This window comes from Paenarthrobacter aromaticivorans, from assembly GCF_019038615.1.
GTDB classification, from domain to species: Bacteria; Actinomycetota; Actinomycetes; order Actinomycetales; family Micrococcaceae; genus Arthrobacter; species Arthrobacter aromaticivorans.
Window position 1 is genome coordinate 18459 of record NZ_JAHOPC010000013.1, and the last position, 16344, is coordinate 34802.

The following is a 16344-nucleotide window of genomic DNA, read 5'->3' on the forward strand; positions in this document are numbered from 1 at the left end:
TATTTGGAGCATGCTCTCCGCGCTCCGGAAATACCTGCTTATTCCTCGCCTGATCAGGCTTTCCTCGGCCGCGCCCAAGGACCCACTCACAGCATGGGATCGCTATTGGGGCAACGTCCGGTCCACCGGGGCAACCGGGGATGTGTTGTGGGACTCCGGCAGCTCTCATGAACTTGAGGGTTACCTGCCCAAATTTGCCCGGATGGATCAGTCCCTCCCGATGGTGGACGTGGGGTGTGGCAACGGCAGCTTCACACGCCTCCTGGCCCAGCATTTCCCCCACGCCCTTGGGCTCGATTACTCCGCGAACGCCGTAGACCGTGCACGTCAAGAGTCAGGGGACATCACGACGGCGTCATTCGCTGTGCGCGATATGACGGCACCTGACGCTGGGCGGACGGTCGTGACGGCCCTGGAAGCTGCGGGCTGGACGGGCGATGCCAACGTGTTCATCCGGGGCGTACTGCACGTCCTGGACTCCAAAGGAAGGGCGGCCCTGGCCGCAAACCTGCTGCCCGTCGTCGGATCCCGCGGCAGCGTGTTCCTGGCAGAAACCAACTTTCCCGGCACCCCCGTGGATTACGTTAGCCACCTCGGCGCGACGCGCGACTCCATTCCTGCCCCCTTGGAGTGGGCCATCAAGGGCTTGCCGATGCCGGGCCGCTTCGGCGCCGCCCAGCGCGCCAAGGCGTTCCCGACGGCGGACTGGAACCTTCTGGAGGAGGGCGCGACGAGCATCGAGACCCGGCCGCTGAGCAATCCTTCAGACCCGGACCTCATTCCGGGATACTTCGCCTTGCTCCGCGCCCGGTAACACCGCGCGCTTGGGCACCACTCCCGCTAACAACGCGCCCGCGAGCATCGCGCGCCACCGCAAGGAGCGGCACTGGGGTCATCAGGGATGTTGAACTGGAATAAGATCCGAGTGCCGGTGAACGATCCGCCAGGCGCCGTCCTCGCGGCGGTAAACGTGCGTCGTTCGCATCGTGTAGTCGGCCGGGACGCCATCAACAACGGCGTGGCTGTGCTCCAACCCAACGGTGTAGGCGAGGCTACCGCTGGTACCGGCCGCGACAACCTCAAACTCGAACCCGGTGGCGCCGGCGAACCGGGTGGCCTCCCGGCGGAACTTGGGCTCCAGATCGATCCAGCCCACTCCGGAGACGTGCGCACCGAACAGGGTGGTTGGGTCAGTGTGCGACCACAGAGCGATGCGTGCTGTTACGTCGCCCTTGTGCAGGGCAACCGTCATGTCCCGCTGCTTCGGCAGGATCTCGGCCAGGAAGGCCTTGGTCTCCTTTCCCATGGCCTGCCGCTCGCCCATCATGGGGCCAGTCCGGCCAGAGGACAACGGAACGCGGGCCTCTTCAGCCGGAAAATCCGCGTGACGATGCACAATCCGCCAAGTGCCGTCTTCACGACGATAGACGTGGGTCACCCGCAAGTTGTACTTCCTCGGTGTGCCATCGACAGTGGTGGTGGTGTGCTCGTAGCCGACCGTGTAGGCGAGGTCCGCGCTAGCACCGGCTGCGATGATCTCAAGATCGAACGAATCCGAGTGCGAGAACCACGAGGCGACGTTGTGGAACATGGGCTCAAGCTCTGCCCGGCCGCTACCGCTGAGGCTCGCACCGAAGAGCGTGAGCGGATCGTTCTGCGACCACAGCGCGAGACGCGGGCCGGCGTCGCCATCGTGGATTGCGCCGTCCGCGGCTCGCTGCTTCGGAACCATTTCAGCGAGGAAAACATCGGTCTCAGTAGACATGACCAACTCCATTACAGTGAGACTGTTTTGAATACTGTTAGAATGCATCCAATGGGCGCAAAAATCAAGAGGCCGTACGATTCCACCCGCCGCCAGCAGCAGGCTGCGGAGACTCGGCGAAGCATCATCACGGCGGCGAACGAGCTGTTTATCTCGCAGGGATACGGGCAGACCACTATGAAGCAGGTGGCTGAGCGGGCGGGTGTCGCCGTCGAAACCGTCTACGCGGCGTTTCGCACGAAAGCTGCGCTGCTCCGGCACGTTTGGTACGTCGATTTCCGCGGCGACGAGGCCGAGGTGACCCTATACGACAGGGCGGAGATGCAGGCCATCCTGGCCGAGCCGGACCTGCGCGCCCGGATCCGACGCCACGCCGCATTCGTGACAGCGAGCAATCGGCGGATTGCCCCGCTCCTTGAAGCCCTCACGGGAGCAGCTGCGAGCGAGCCCGACGCCGTCGCCATGCTCACCGAATGGGCCGACCGCCGCTTGGATGTGGCGACGCGTTACGCACACGCCGCGGCCGCCACCGGGCAGCTTGGCGTTGCGGAAGAGGAATGCCGCGATGTCCTGTTCGCGACCATGGACGGCACGCTCTGGAGCCGGTTCGTAGGGCAGCGCGGCTGGACCGATGAACGGTTCGCGGACTGGCTTGCTGCGATGTGGATCAGCATGCTCCTCCGGGAGTAGCAACTAATGCCCAGGTGTGGGCGAGGGACTGCTTCCTTCCCGGGCGTCACTCGCTGGCTCGGGGATCGTCGACGGCTTCGGACTCGTCCAGCCAGTCAAGCTGGTCATCGGGCGTGTATCCGGAAGCGACAGCCTCAGCCGTTGACCTCCACTCAGCCAGAACGACGAACAACCTTTCAAAGCTCGAAATAGCAGCACAGGCGCGAGCTACTTCCACAATTTCAGCTGCAAATTGCTCTCGCTGGCTATGCGGCAGGAAACCCAGCCAAGGGAACGGAACGAGGAGCCTTTCAGCGAAACTCAAAGCGCCAGGGGCAAGGGAGGCGGCAACGAGGCTCGCTGCCAAGCGCAGCGCCTCATGTTCCCGTTCCACTGCTACTTGAGCCCCGCTCCAGAAAGAAGTTCCGTGGCGCCCAGTGAGTCGGCAACGAACGCGTAGTCCCACGCCCGCTCCCGCCACTGAACGTACCGGCCCGACGCTCCGCCGTGGCCGCCGTCCATTTCGATCTTCATGACGATCGGTTCCGAGCCAGTGGATGCCGAACGCAGTGCCTGCACCCACTTGGCCGGTTCCACGTACAGCACGCGGGTGTCGTTGAAGGACGTCACGGCTGCGATCTTGGGGTAGGGCACGCTGCGAACGTTCTCGTACGGTGCATAGGACTTCATGTAGGCATAGGCTTCGGGATCGGTAATCGGGTTGCCCCACTCCTCCCATTCCAAGGCGGACAGGGGAAGCTCTGGATCCAGGATGCTGGTCAGTGGGTCCACGAAGGGAACCTGGGCCACCACCGCCGCATACTTTTCCGGAGCCATGTTGGCAATGGCACCCATGAGCAGGCCGCCAGCAGAACCACCCATGGCAGCAATCCGGGAAGGTTCCACCCAGCCCGAGCCGGCCAGCCAGTCGGTGGCTGCGATGAAGTCGGTGAAGGTGTTCTTCTTGGTGAGCTTCTTCCCATCCTCGTACCAATGGCGGCCCAGCTCCCCGCCACCGCGAATGTGCGCAATGACCATGACGATGCCGCGGTCCAGCAGCGACAACCGCGCAACCCCGAAGCTCGGGTCCATGCTCAACTCGTACGAGCCATAGCCGTACACCAAGCCAGCGGCCGTGCCGTCCTGCTGTACCGAAGCGTGGCGCAGCACGGACAGCGGAATCCGGGTGCCGTCGTCGGCGATTGCCCACTCACGGGCCGCCACATAATCCTGTGGGGAGTAGCCGCCCAAGACCGGGCTTTCCTTGCGCAGCAGTAGCTGGCCCGCGGGCTGCCCGGCAGTGGGCAGAACGAAGTCGTAGACGCGGGACGGTGTGAAGTAGGAGGTGTAGCCCATGCGAATCACGGGGGCCTCGTAATCGGAACTGGAAACACCGGCCGTGTAGAGCTCTTCGTCGAAGGCCGGCTCCACTGGCGAGGCCTGCTCCGGCGTGCCCACGCCCGCGAGCGGCAGCACCTGAACACGCTCGATGGTGTCCTTCCGGACGGACAGCACCAAGTGCGTGGACGTGACACCCGCGCCATTGACCCTCACGTCGTCGGAATGCTCGACGACGGTCCGCCACTGCTGCTCTGTCAGCGGCTTTGTTAGCTCGGACGGGTCGACCAGGCTCACCATTGAATTGATGGCGTCCTTGTTGTGGGTCAGGAGCAGGGTTTCCTGGCCATCCAGGAGGAAAGGCTCGGCCTCGTAAAGAATGTGCTCCTCGCGAGGAATGACTGTGCTGAGACCGGCGTCGTAATCGTCAAAGCGGAGCAGCCGGGTTTCGCTGAACTCCGAGCAGCCGATGCTGAGCACAAGGTGCCGGCGGTCCGAGGCGAGATCGAAGCCCAGCCACATTGCGACGTCGTCCTCCTGGTAAAGAACCTCATCCTCGGCAACCGGCGTGCCTAATACGTGGGCCTTGACCTGGTAAGGGCGCCAGGAATCGTCCACCACGGTGTAGAAGAGGCGGGTGCCGTCCGGGGAGAACGCCACGCCATAGAAGATGTTCTCGATGACGTCCGGCAGCAGTTCGCCCGTCCGGAGGTCCTTGATGCGCAGGGTGAAGCGTTCGTCGCCGGAGTTATCCACCGCGTATGCGTAGAGGTTGCCGTCGATGGTCACGGCAGCGCCACCGACGCTGAAGAACGGCTGGCCCTCGGCTTCCACGTTTCCGTCCAGAAGCACCTGCTCACCCGGGATCTCCACGCCCGGCTCAACGGACGGCGGAGTCCAGTCGGCTACGGGGTCACCCGTATTCTGTGCCACCACGCGGCAGTGGATGCTGTATTCCTTGCCCTCCACCGAACGGCTGTAATACCACCATCCATCCTTGCGGTTGGGTACTGACAGGTCGGTTTCCTGGGTACGGCCCTTGATCTCTTGGAAGATTGCTTCGCGGAGAGGTTCCTGGTGGGCCGTCACAGCTTCCTGATAGGCGTTCTCTGCCTTGAGATGGTCCACTACCTCTGCGGATTCCTTGTCCCGGAGCCACTCGTAGTTGTCCACGAAGACATCGCCGTGGTGTTCGCGGCGGCTGGGGACATGTTTGGCAACGGGCGGCCGGGGTGCTGAACCGTTGGCAGGGGCAGCGGCAGGCGCGGAGGAAGTGTGGCTCATATGGCAACTCTATAGACGGGCTCTGACACGGAACCAGCGATTTCGCTCAGAGCGCCCAGACGCTCAGTCCACGCCCTGCGAAAGCGTGCTGGCCAGCGTCACACGGTTCCGGCCCGAAGCCTTTGCCGCGTACAGGGCCAGGTCCGCTTCGCGCAGCAACTGCTCCGTCCCCGCGCGGTGCCCATCGGCGAAAGCAGACACGCCGGCGCTGATCGTGAGTATGCCATCGGGGTCGCCGGAGTGCTCGATCTGCAGCGCATGCACAGCTGCCCGGACCCGTTCCATGACAACTTCGGCCCCGGCAGCTGTTTGCTCCCGAAGGACCAGGAGGAACTCCTCGCCACCGAACCTGTACACGCCGTCGGACTGACGGACCTCACCGGCAAGGGTCGAGGCGATGGCCACCAAGGCGGCGTCTCCCGCCTGGTGGCCGTAAATGTCGTTGTACCTCTTGAAGTTGTCCACATCCACCATCGCCAGACAGTAATCCCGCGAGTAGCGGTCACTCCTGCTGTGCAGCTGGCCCAGGTCTTCCGTCAGCTTAAGCCTGTTGTGCAGCTTGGTCAGGGGATCTGTGCGGGCCTGCTTGGTCAGCGCTGTCCGGTACTTTGCGAGGTCAGCGTGCAGCGAAGTGATGCGTTGCGCGGCCAGCAATCGGATGTGCAGGTTGAAGGGGTCCAACGGTTTAGTGACGTAATCGTCCGCGCCCGCCTCCATGCCCGCCAGGACGTCCTTACGCGAACCGTGGGAGGTCACCAGGATGACGTACGTATAGGTGTCCTGCTCGCGCTCGCGGATGGCCCGGCAAAGATCCAAGCCGTTCAGGCCCGGCATCATCAGGTCCGTCACCACCGCTGCGGGGGCATGTTCCTGGTATAGATCCCAGGCCGAATCGCCATCCACTGCCACGATGCAATCATGACCGGATTGCTCGACGGCGGCCTTGGTGATCATGCGTGAGATCTGGTCGTCGTCGGCGATGAGTACTTTCATGGGGCTCCCATTAGTGTGCGCTCGAGTGCCCCATCCACCCGTGCGAGTTCCGAATTTAGTTGATCGAGTACATGCGTTCCATGCGCTGCAACGCCCGGGCCCGCCTCGCGGCCCAGCCGTTCCAAGTCCTTGGCCAGGGCTGCGGCACCCGTAGCGCCGATGTTGGCTGCGGCGCCCGCGAGTTTGTGCGCGGCCGCCGCCACTTCGTTGGCCTGCCCGCTCTCCAGGGCCGAACGCAGCTTCTCCTGGGCGCGCTGGGCTTCCTCACGGAACGCCCTGACGGCGTCAGGCAACAGGCCCATACCGTCCGCCGGTCCAAGGTCGCGCAGGACCTGCAGCCTGTCCTCATCGAGGACGGTGGCGCCAGGGTCAGCAGCGTCAGCGTCGTCGGGACTGGCAGCGTCCATAACAACAACGTTCGACGGCGGTGCTTCCGCCCGCTGCTCCTGCGGCACCCACCGGGCCAGGATGTCACGGAGCTTGTCCAGATCCACCGGCTTGCTGATGTAGTCGTCCATGCCAGCTGCGAAACAGCGCTCGCGGTCCTCGTTCAGGGCCCCGGCTGTCATGGCAATGATGGGGATCCTCACGGTCTTGGAGTCACGCGACCGAATGGTTTTCGTCGCCTCAAAACCGTCCATCACCGGCATGTGGCAGTCCATAAGAACGGCAGCATAGTTTCCGGTGAGTGTCGCAGCAACGGCTTGCGCGCCGTCGTCGACGATGTCCACTTCGTAGCCGAGCCTGTTCGCCATCCCTCGCGCCACCAGCTGGTTGACTTCGTTGTCTTCAGCCACCAGAAGCTTGCCCAGCAGGAGTTCCGGGTCCCGGGACGGCAGCTCGGGCTGGGATCCAAGGGGCGTCGGCTTACCCATCGTTTTCGTGGCCATGAGCCGTAGGAGCCGGTTATAGAACTCAGAGCTTCGGACGGGCTTGGTAAGGTACTCGCGGATTCCTGCGGAGGCGAGATCGGCCTTGTCCACTTGCATGGTGGAGGTCAGGAGAATGATCCCCGGGCCGCCCGAGCCGTTGCTCTCTTCCTTGATTTGGCGGGCCAATTCCAGGCCGTCGACGTCGGGCATGCACATGTCCACCACAGCGATGTCGTAGGGGTGGTGGTCGGAAAGGGCCAAACGGTACTCGTCCATGGCGGTGTGCGCATCGGCGACTGCCAGCGGCTGCATTCCCCAGCTTGCAAGCTGCGTCTCCAGCACCAAGCGGTTGGTGGCGTTGTCGTCCACCACGAGGACTTTGCGGCCCGCGAGCGAGGCAGGCAGGATTCCGGTGTCCGTGGCTGGAGGGCCGACCGGAAGTTCCAGGACGAACCAAAATTTGCTGCCCACACCCACTTCGCTGTCGAGTCCGATTTCGCCGCCCATGACTTCGGTCAGGCGCCTTGAGATGGCCAGGCCCAGGCCTGTTCCGCCGTAACGGCGGGTGGTGGAAGCGTCTGCCTGGGCGAAGGATTCGAAGAGTCGGTGATGGTCTTCGGTGCTGATGCCGATTCCGGTGTCACGGACTTCAAACCGCAAGGAAGCTTTGTTCGAATCCTGGCTGACCACTGAAACCTGAATCTCCACCTCGCCGGATGGAGTGAACTTGACCGCGTTGGATGAAAGGTTCAGCAGGATCTGGCGAATCCGCCCGGAGTCGCCCATGAGTCGTTCAGGCACGTTCGGGTGGCAGTAGGAGATCAGCTCCAGTTCCTTGCTTTGGGCTTGCTCGGCTACCAGCCCAGCTACCTCTTCCACGAGCACCCGGGGATCGAACGCTGTGATGTCCAGGTCCACCTTGCCGGCTTCCAGCTTGGAGAAGTCCAGGATGTCGTTGATCAGCGTCAGGAGGACCTCACCGGCGCCCCTGACTCCTTGGGCGTACTGCCGTTGGACCTCGTTCAGGCGTGTGTCCAACATGAGCGACGTCAGGCCGATCACTGCGTTGAGGGGCGTCCGGATCTCGTGGCTCATGGTCGCCAGGAACTCGGACTTGAGCCTGCTCGATTCCAAGGCTGCTTCCCGGGCAGCCAGGAGTTCGGCTTCTGCAGCTTTTCGTTCCGTGATGTCGCGGGAAATCGTTGCCACTCCCCAGGTGCCCGATTCATTGCGGACGGGGGAAAGCGTTACGGAGACCGGAATGGTGGCGCCGTCTCCTCGTTTGCGAAGGGTTTCAAAGTTCTGAACGGCCCCACTTTCAGCGGTTATTCGGAGGGCTTCGTGTTCGTCCTCCTGCAATTCCTCGGGGACAAAGAAATCGCTGTTCCGGCCGATGGCCTCCGCCGCCGTATAACCAAAAATCCGCTCTGCCCCCGGATTCCAGCTGACGATCTCTCCCTCAGGCGTCTTGCCAATGATTGCGTCGCCGGAGGAGTTCACGATTGCTCCCAAACCCTCCAGCTCCACCGTGCGGGCCGCCACCTTGGACTCGAGGTCCCGCGTAAGCGTCACATTCTCGACGACGATCAGCACCTGCCGCACGATCACGAAGACCAGCACAGTCAGGCCCGTGACCAGCAGGATCGGGTCTGACATGTTGATGGCTCGGCTGCGGTTGAACAGGACTGCGCCGAAGACGGGAATGTATGGAAGGAGCTCCAGTGCGGCAGCATACGTACGTCCGTCTTTCTTGCTGCTGCTGCTCTCCGGAGCGAGGGGGCTGAGTCCAACCAGCAGGAAAGCTGCCACCCAGCCGAGCGCCAAGGGGGACCCCGTCACACCCGTAATGCCTTCGGTGGTGAGCCGTACGTAGGTAAGGTCAGTCAACGCCAGCACCAGGAAGCCGAGGCCAAGGCACAGCCAGGGAAGGCGCCGGCCGCGGGTAGCCCGCATGGTCAGGACGATGAGGAGAGAGACCATCACTACGTCCACGAACGGGTAAGCAAGCGTGGTCAGGAAGGCAAGGGCGTCATCGTTGCCTGCCGCGATCACTGGTCCCAGGACCGCGCCCCACGCGATGAAAAGGACGGCGCTGGCCACTGTTCCGACGTCCAGGACAGTCCGGACAACTGGCATGCGGACGCTGCCGCCCTTGGAAAGCAGGACAAGTCCGACGGCGACCGGCAGCGCATAGCCGACGAATCCGATGTCGGAAGCCGATGGGTAAGGGTATGCGTGGTCCAGCACCACGCCGTTGAAGGTCCAAAATGCCATGCCGGCGGACCAGAGGGCCAACCCTCCGACCACGAACCATCGGGCCGTTGTGTTGCCGTGGCCCCGCAAGGCCGCGCTGGTATGTGTCATCAGCGCAGTCAGGGCGGCAATAAGTATCGCAAAGTCGCCTGCCAGTTGCGCTGTGGGTGTGCCGGAACCGCTTCCGAGCCCGGCGGCCAACAGGACCGCGCAGATGCCGACTGCTACAAGGAAAAGCGGCATACCCTGCCGCGACCACGAGCGCACCGGAAGAACCTCGTGCTTCACTCCTGCCACTGAACCCCTGCCTTCAAAAGTGGCCCCACCAAAAGCGAACAACGCATCCTGCCTTTGCGCTGAGGAGAGCATACGCCGAAAGCGCGCTTAAGTGACCGGCAACACACAAAGGTGACGCCCCGTGAAACCCCATCGTCCCGTGAAACCCCATCTGACTGGCAGTAGTGGTTGTTCTGAGGGCTTCGAGAACCACTACTGCGAGTCAGTTGGGCTCAGCGCTCCGGGGTGAGGGGCTTCGAGAACAGCACTGCCCCGTTGGTGTTGCGGAGGCTCACAGTAAAGGTGCCGTCCGGGGCGAGGTCCACGTGCCCGAAATATTGGTTCTCGCCATCCCTCGGGGACTCACCCGGGAAGCGCCCGGCCTTTGAGAACACCACTTCGGGTCCAAACGTTCCGTCCATATCATTCGGACCGAACGAGCCCGCGTTGATAGGGCCAGCCACGAACTCCCAGAAGGGATTGAAATCAGTGAAGGATGCACGTTCGGGGGAGTAGTGATGGGCGGCGCAGTAGTGCACGTCCGCCGTCAGCCACACCGTGTTTTTCACGCCGTACCGTTTGAAGGCGCTCAATACGCCCGCGATTTCCAGTTCGCGGCCAAGGGGAGCACCGTTGTCCCGGTTGGAGAGGCTTTCTTGGTTCACCGGCCCATCCGGAACGATGATGCCCAGCGGCAGATCGGCTGCGATCACCTTCCACGTTGCCTTGGATTGGCGGACTTCCTTGATGAGCCAGTCCACCTGCTCCTGGCCCAGGATGTTGGTTGCATAGAGCTCTTTGCCATCGGTGTTGGGGGACTTGAACGACCTCATGTCCAGGCAGAAGATGTCCAGTTGCGGGCCGCGTGAAATCTTCCTGTAGATGCGCGCAGGTTGGTACTGCCCGGCGTCGAACGTTCCTGGACGCCATAGCGCCGCCGAGTCCGCGATCGGCATGTTCTCCTGCCAGGCCTGCCGGCCGCGGGCGGCCAGGACGTTGACGTTGCGTTCGGTGTAGCGGGCGTCGTCCAGGATCTGGCCGGGGTACCAGTTGTTGTGTGTCTCGTGGTCATCCCACTGGGCGATTACGGGGACGTCGGCGAACATGGCGCGCATATTCGCGTCCAGCGAGTTGTAACGGTGACGACCCCGGTATTCGGCGAGTGTCTCGGCGACCTTGGAGACTTTCTCGGTGACGATGTTCCGCCACACCTGGCCATCCTTCTCGGTGACCGTGGCGGCAATGGGGCCGTCGGCGTAGATAGTGTCCCCGGAATGGATGAAGAAATCCGGGCGCGCTGCGTGCATTGCCTTGTAGCCACGCATGCCGCCGATCTCCTCGTTGATGCCCCAGCCCTGCCCTGCAGTGTCGCCTGTCCACACGAAGGACTGGGAGGACGACGACGGCCTGCCGCCTCCGCGCGCGTCTTCAGGGCCGCCGTTCCCGGATGAGTCCGGCGCCGTTGTGAACGTCCCCTTGACTGGATCGCCTAGGCCGTTCGCGTCCTCGAAGTTAAGTTCAAGGGCGAAGCGGGTCCCCGCAGGAAGTTCCTTGGCGTGGATCTTGGCGGTGAAGTCGCTGGCTTCGGTGGCGAGAGGGCCTTGGATGGTGCGGCTGAAGCCGTAGCGTCCCCTCAGGATTTCGCCCTCGCTATCCACTGCCTGCAGCCGGGCGCTCAAGCGGCCCGGGCCCGAAGCACGTGACCAGAGGACAGCGGAATCGGTGGTGACATCCCCGGTGGCGATTCCAGTCGGGAGTGTGAGACGTTTGCGGACCAAGGGGATGGCGGCGGGGGCAGGTGCGGCGGTACCGGTCGCCAGGCCAGCCAATGCCAAGCCGGTTAAGGATGTTTTGACGAGGGTGCGGCGTGAGAGATCAGTCATGGTTCCACTCTTCCGGGCCGCCGTGAACAGAGAGTGAGCCTCAGGTGAAGCCGAAAAGCTTGACTGAAAACGTCCGCTCCGCATATTCTGAACGAACGGTCGGTAATTTATTAGGAGCAACCATGGCATCGCAGAATCTGCAATCAGTGCCCGCTGAGCTGTCCCCGGAAGAGCAGGAGCGGGAGGCAGCCGGGAAGGCGTACTTTGATCGCATCATTTCGGAAGACTCGCGCATCGAACCGCGCGACTGGATGCCGGAGGCTTACCGCAAGACTTTGCTGCGTCAGATCTCGCAGCACGCGCACTCGGAAATCATCGGCATGCAGCCGGAAGCCAACTGGATCACCCGCGCTCCCAGCCTGAAGCGCAAGTCCATCCTTATGGCCAAGGTCCAGGACGAGGCAGGCCACGGTCTGTATCTCTACTCGGCAGCTGAGACTCTGGGCCAGACCCGGGACAAGATGATGGAAGACCTCATTGCCGGCAAGGCCCGGTACTCGTCGATCTTCAACTACCCGGCGATTTCCTGGGCGGACATGGGAGCCATCGGTTGGCTCGTGGATGGCGCAGCGATTTGCAACCAGGTACCACTGTGCCGGGCCTCGTTCGGTCCTTATGGACGCGCAATGGTGCGCATCTGCAAGGAAGAATCCTTCCACCAGCGCCAGGGTTTCGAGATCTTGCTGGAACTGTCCAACGGCACGCCTGAGCAGAAGCAGATGGCCCAGGAGGCCGTAAACCGCTGGTACGCGCCGTCGCTGATGATGTTTGGCCCGCCGGATGATGACTCACCCAACTCCAAGCAGTCCATGGCTTGGAACATCAAGCGTTTCAGCAACGATGAACTGCGCAGCCGGTTCGTCGGCATGATGGTGGAGCAGGTCAAGGTCCTCGGCCTGACCCTGCCTGACAAGGACATCCGTTTCAACGAAGAAACCAAGAAGTGGGAGCACGGACCCCTGGACTGGAACGAGTTCAAGGAAGTCCTGGCCGGCCGCGGCCCCTGCAACTCGCAGCGCATCGAGCGCCGCCGTGAGGCACACGAAAACGGTGCCTGGGTTCGCGAAGCCGCCGTTGCCTACGCCCGCAAGCAAGCACAGAAGGAACACGCAGCATGAGTCCTCACGGTAACCCGGAAGAACCCGCAAGCTCGGCCAGCGAGATCAAGCGCGAGGCCCCCAAGGTCGCGGCGACGACGCCGACGGAACAGCAGCACCACGAGACCCCGTGGTCCCTGTGGGAGGTCTTCGTACGCTCCAGCCGTGGCTTGTCCCACGTGCACGCCGGGTCCCTGCACGCTCCTGACGCCGCGATGGCCCTCAGGAATGCCCGCGACCTTTACACGCGTCGCAATGAAGGCGTCTCTATCTGGGTTGTCCCGGCCGAGGCTATCTCCTCCAGCGATCCCGATTCCAAGGGTGCCTTCTTCGAGTCGCCGCAGGGCAAGGACTACCGCCACGCGACGTACTACACCAAGAGCGAAGGCGTGAAGCACCTGTGATGACTGACAAAGACACTGACTTCGCCATCGAAGGCCACGGAGACATCTCCGTGGGCGTCCAGGGAGCGGGAGCTTCCGGTGACGGTTCAGCCAGCGCTACCCGCATCACGCCGGGCAATGCCCTCCGCCCGGAGGATATCGCCCTCGAAGTACGGCGCGGACAGGTCAAGCCGAGCGAGGACGTGGCGGAATTTGCCCTGAGGATCGGCGACGACGGACTGATCCTGGCGCAGCGCCTGGGCCACTGGATTTCCCGTGCTCCTGAGCTTGAGGAAGACATCGCGCTCGGCAACATCGCGCTGGACCAGTTGGGCCACGCGCGCTCGTTCCTGACCTATGCGGGTGCCGCTTGGGACAAGTCCGAGGACGATCTGGCGTACTTCCGCCGTGAGCACGAATTCCGTTCCGCGCACCTGTTCGAGCAGCCGAACGGGGACTTCGCGGTGACCATCGCCCGCCAGTTCATAGTGAGCTACTACCAGTACGAGCTCTACACGGCCCTCACCGCATCCAAGGACGCCACCCTGGCAGCCATCTCCGCGAAGGCCGTGAAGGAAGTGGATTACCACCGCGACCACAGTGCCCAGTGGGTACTGCGCCTGGCTGGCGGCACGGACGAATCCCGCGCCCGCATCATCCAAGGCTTCAAGCTCGTATGGCCGTACGTGGACGAACTCTTCGAAGACGATGAGCTCACCACCCGCCTGGCCGAGGCGGGCGTTACTGTCCAGCCCTCAAGCCTTCGCGCTGGGTTTGACCGGCTCACCGGCGAGATCATGGCCGAAGCCGAACTGGACATCCCTGCCGTTCCCCAAGCACTGGGAGGCGGCCGTCGCGGCAAGCATTCCGAATTCCTGGGTTACATCCTTGCTGAGATGCAGGTCCTGGCCCGCGAGCACCCTGGCGCGAGCTGGTGACCATCATGGCAACGCAGGTAAGGACACAAGAGCAGCGGGCCTGGGACATTGCGTCCACGGTCTGCGATCCGGAGATCCCGGTCCTCACCATCGAGGACCTCGGCATCCTCCGCGGCGTTCACGTCGTCGAGGCGACGGACGCGCAGCAGCTCACGGACAAAACGGACGACGGCGGCACCTCACGTACCGCCGTCGATGTCACCATCACGCCCACGTACTCGGGGTGCCCGGCCATGGATGCGATTGGTGACGACCTGCGGAGGGCCTTCGAGGCGGAGGGCTACGCGAGCGTGCACATTAACCTCGTGCTCTCCCCGGCCTGGACCACCGACTGGATGACGGAGTCCGGCAAGGCCAAGCTGCAGGAGTACGGCATTGCGCCGCCGTCGGGCCGGTCCGCCGCCGGTGGCCATTCCGGTCCCGTTCGTTTGAGCCTGGCCGTGAAATGCCCGCAGTGTTCTTCGCTGAACACCAAGGAGCTCACCCGCTTTGGTTCCACGTCCTGCAAGGCATTGTTCGTCTGCCAGGACTGCAAGGAACCGTTCGACTACTTCAAAGTCCTCTAAGGAATTCCATGACCACCGAAACCCAGACGGCCAGCCGCCGTCGTGCGTCTTTCCATACCCTGACCGTCTCGGACGTCCGGCGCCTTACGGACGACGCAATCGAGGTGACGTTCGCTGTTCCCGCGGAGCTGGCCGGTCAGTATGACTACCTCCCTGGCCAGTACGTCGCGCTGCGCACCACACTGCCCGATGAGCAAGGTCAGCCGCACGAGGTCCGCCGCAGCTACTCGATCTGCGCAGAGCCGCGCACTTTCGCGGATGGCAGCAGCGAGATCCGGGTGGCCGTCAAGAAGGACCTTGGCGGTGTCTTCTCCACATGGGCCAATGCCGAGCTGAAGGCTGGCGACGTCCTGGACGTCATGAGCCCGCAGGGCGCGTTTATCTCACGGCACGGCAAGGACGGCTCGTCGGTCCAGCACAACGTCATGAACTCCATGAACCACCCGGAGGAGTTGGCGGGAGAGCCCGGGAACTTCGTTGCGATCGCTGCGGGTTCGGGCATCACGCCTGTCATGGCGATTGCGCGGACGCTGCTGGCCGCCAATCCGGAGACCACGTTTGACCTGATCTATGCCAACAAGGCGGCAATGGACGTCATGTTCCTTGAGGAGCTGGCGGACCTGAAGGACAAGTACCCGTCGCGCCTGGCGCTGCACCACGTTTTGTCCCGCGAGCAGCGGATCGCCCCGTTGATGACCGGCCGCATCGATTCCGAGAAGCTGCAGGCCTTGCTGAGCAGCGCCATCCATGCCGAGGATGTGGACGAATGGTTCCTCTGCGGACCGTTCGAGTTGGTCCAACTCTGCCGCGACACGCTCGCTGCCCGCGGTGTGAAGCCCGAGCACGTGCGCTTCGAGCTGTTCACCACTGGTCGTCCGGACCGCCCTGAGGGTAATGCCGGCCGTCCGGTTGTGGAGGACGAGTCGAAGGAAACCTACAAGATCACGTTCAAGCTGGATGGTTTGACCGGCGATGTCGCCAGTCCCACGCACGCCCGCGAGTCCATCCTCAACGCTGCCCTGCGTGCCCGCCCAGACGTTCCGTTCGCATGTGCAGGCGGGGTCTGCGGCACCTGCCGCGCCAAGCTTGTGAGCGGTACGGTTTCCATGGATGAGAACTACGCCCTTGAGCAGGACGAGCTGGACAAGGGCTACGTCCTCACCTGCCAGTCACACCCCACCAGCGAAGAAGTTACCGTCGACTTCGACGTCTAAGGAGTCCCATGATCGAGCTCTCCATTGCCAACGGCATTGCCGAAATTGTCCTCAATGCCCCCGAAAAGCTGAACTCGCTCAACGAGGACGCGCTTGCCGAACTGGACAAGGCGTACGACGACGCTGCTGCCGCCGCCTCGCGCGGTGAGGTGCGGGCGCTGCTGCTTCGCGGAGAGGGACGGGCCTTCTGCGCCGGCCGCGACATTGCTGGCGTTACCCCCGAAACCGACGACGCGCAGGCGTACCTCGGCGGGCTGGTGGAACCGCTGTTGAAGAAGATGGCGGCGTTCCCGGCACCTACTTTTGCTGCCGCACACGGAGCTTGCCTGGGTGTTGGTTTAGGGCTCTTGCTGGCCACTGACGTGGTGTACGTGGCGGAGAATGCCAAGTTCGGTTCGCCCTTTGCCAAGCTCGGCGCAACCTTGGACTCCGGTGGGCACTGGTACTTTACCGAGCGTCTGGGCATGCACCGGACACTGGACCTGATCTATACGGCCGATCTAATCTCTGGTTCGGAGGCCGTGGAGCGCGGAATGTTCAGCCGGGCGATGCCGGATGATGCGCTGCTTGCCATGACCCGGGCGATCGTCGAACGCGTGGCTACCGGTGCCACCGGTGCTTTCGTTGCCTCCAAGGAACTTGTGGCCCACATCCGCGATCAGCGCCTGGGCCTCTGGGCATCGATGGCCGAGGAAAACACTGAGCAGGCCCGTCTCTGCAAGACCGACGACTACGCCGAGGGCTTCCGGGCCTTCCAAGAGAAACGGGCGCCGGTTTTCAAGGGGTAATAGCGAGCCCCTGCCAAGGATCCCG

The 16344-nt window shown here is 63.2% G+C and carries 14 protein-coding genes; 8 read left to right on the top strand and 6 right to left on the bottom strand.

Features of this window, described 5'->3' with window-relative positions; translation table 11 throughout:
* Positions 1 to 10: 10 nt before the first annotated feature.
* The gene (locus KSW38_RS18295; RefSeq protein WP_216926370.1) at positions 11 to 814 is read left to right on the top strand and encodes a class I SAM-dependent methyltransferase; all 804 of its coding nucleotides are present in this window, start codon (positions 11 to 13) and stop codon (positions 812 to 814) included.
* A gap of 81 nt (positions 815 to 895) precedes the next feature.
* On the opposite strand, the gene KSW38_RS23530 is transcribed toward KSW38_RS18295, so the two are convergent.
* Positions 896 to 1765: a nuclear transport factor 2 family protein gene (locus KSW38_RS23530; protein ID WP_254186677.1), complete on the bottom strand. Its 870-nt coding sequence runs from the start codon at positions 1763 to 1765 to the stop codon at positions 896 to 898.
* A 51-nt stretch (positions 1766 to 1816) separates the two neighbouring features.
* On the opposite strand from KSW38_RS23530, the gene KSW38_RS18310 reads away from it, so the two are divergent.
* Positions 1817 to 2455, top strand: coding sequence for a TetR/AcrR family transcriptional regulator (locus KSW38_RS18310; RefSeq protein WP_216926371.1), 639 nt, complete (start codon positions 1817 to 1819; stop codon positions 2453 to 2455).
* A 46-nt stretch (positions 2456 to 2501) separates the two neighbouring features.
* Here the strand turns inward: KSW38_RS18310 and KSW38_RS18315 are convergent, their stop codons facing one another.
* The 5 genes from KSW38_RS18315 to KSW38_RS18335 form a co-directional block, all read right to left on the bottom strand.
* Positions 2502 to 2801 (bottom strand): hypothetical protein, encoded by a 300-nt coding sequence (locus tag KSW38_RS18315; protein ID WP_216926372.1) that lies wholly within the window; start codon positions 2799 to 2801, stop codon positions 2502 to 2504.
* Between the two features lie 29 nt (positions 2802 to 2830).
* The gene (locus tag KSW38_RS18320) at positions 2831 to 5056 is read right to left on the bottom strand and encodes a S9 family peptidase (protein WP_216926373.1); all 2226 of its coding nucleotides are present in this window, start codon (positions 5054 to 5056) and stop codon (positions 2831 to 2833) included.
* Between the two features lie 63 nt (positions 5057 to 5119).
* Entirely contained in the window at positions 5120 to 6049 is a 930-nt protein-coding gene (locus KSW38_RS18325) for a GGDEF domain-containing protein (RefSeq protein WP_216926374.1), read from the bottom strand.
* Positions 6046 to 9471: a response regulator gene (locus KSW38_RS18330; protein ID WP_216926375.1), complete on the bottom strand. Its 3426-nt coding sequence runs from the start codon at positions 9469 to 9471 to the stop codon at positions 6046 to 6048. Before KSW38_RS18330 ends, KSW38_RS18325 begins: the two co-directional genes overlap by 4 nt.
* A 212-nt stretch (positions 9472 to 9683) precedes the next feature.
* A complete protein-coding gene (locus KSW38_RS18335) occupies positions 9684 to 11333 on the bottom strand; it encodes an alkaline phosphatase D family protein (RefSeq protein ID WP_216926376.1) in 1650 nt (549 codons plus the stop codon).
* 122 nt (positions 11334 to 11455) lie between these two features.
* Between KSW38_RS18335 and paaA the strand changes: the two genes are divergently transcribed.
* Genes paaA through KSW38_RS18365 form a run of 6 tightly spaced genes read left to right on the top strand, consistent with a single transcriptional unit; the run spans position 11456 to position 16319 of the window.
* Entirely contained in the window at positions 11456 to 12451 is a 996-nt protein-coding gene (paaA, locus tag KSW38_RS18340) for a 1,2-phenylacetyl-CoA epoxidase subunit PaaA (protein WP_216926377.1), read from the top strand.
* Positions 12448 to 12834, top strand: a complete 387-nt coding sequence (gene paaB / locus KSW38_RS18345; RefSeq protein WP_216926378.1) for a 1,2-phenylacetyl-CoA epoxidase subunit PaaB — start codon at positions 12448 to 12450, stop codon at positions 12832 to 12834. Before paaA ends, paaB begins: the two co-directional genes overlap by 4 nt.
* Complete coding sequence (gene paaC, locus KSW38_RS18350; protein ID WP_216926379.1) at positions 12834 to 13751, top strand: 1,2-phenylacetyl-CoA epoxidase subunit PaaC; 918 nt, start codon at positions 12834 to 12836, stop codon at positions 13749 to 13751. The genes paaB and paaC overlap by 1 nt, the downstream gene beginning before the upstream one ends.
* Positions 13752 to 13756: 5 nt before the next feature.
* Positions 13757 to 14317, top strand: coding sequence for a 1,2-phenylacetyl-CoA epoxidase subunit PaaD (gene paaD, locus KSW38_RS18355; RefSeq protein WP_216926380.1), 561 nt, complete (start codon positions 13757 to 13759; stop codon positions 14315 to 14317).
* Between the two features lie 8 nt (positions 14318 to 14325).
* Positions 14326 to 15531, top strand: a complete 1206-nt coding sequence (gene paaE / locus KSW38_RS18360) for a 1,2-phenylacetyl-CoA epoxidase subunit PaaE (RefSeq protein ID WP_216926381.1) — start codon at positions 14326 to 14328, stop codon at positions 15529 to 15531.
* 8 nt (positions 15532 to 15539) lie between these two features.
* Positions 15540 to 16319 carry an enoyl-CoA hydratase/isomerase family protein gene (locus tag KSW38_RS18365; protein ID WP_216926382.1) on the top strand — a complete coding sequence of 260 codons (780 nt, stop codon included), beginning with the start codon at positions 15540 to 15542 and terminating at the stop codon, positions 16317 to 16319.
* Positions 16320 to 16344: the final 25 nt, after the last annotated feature.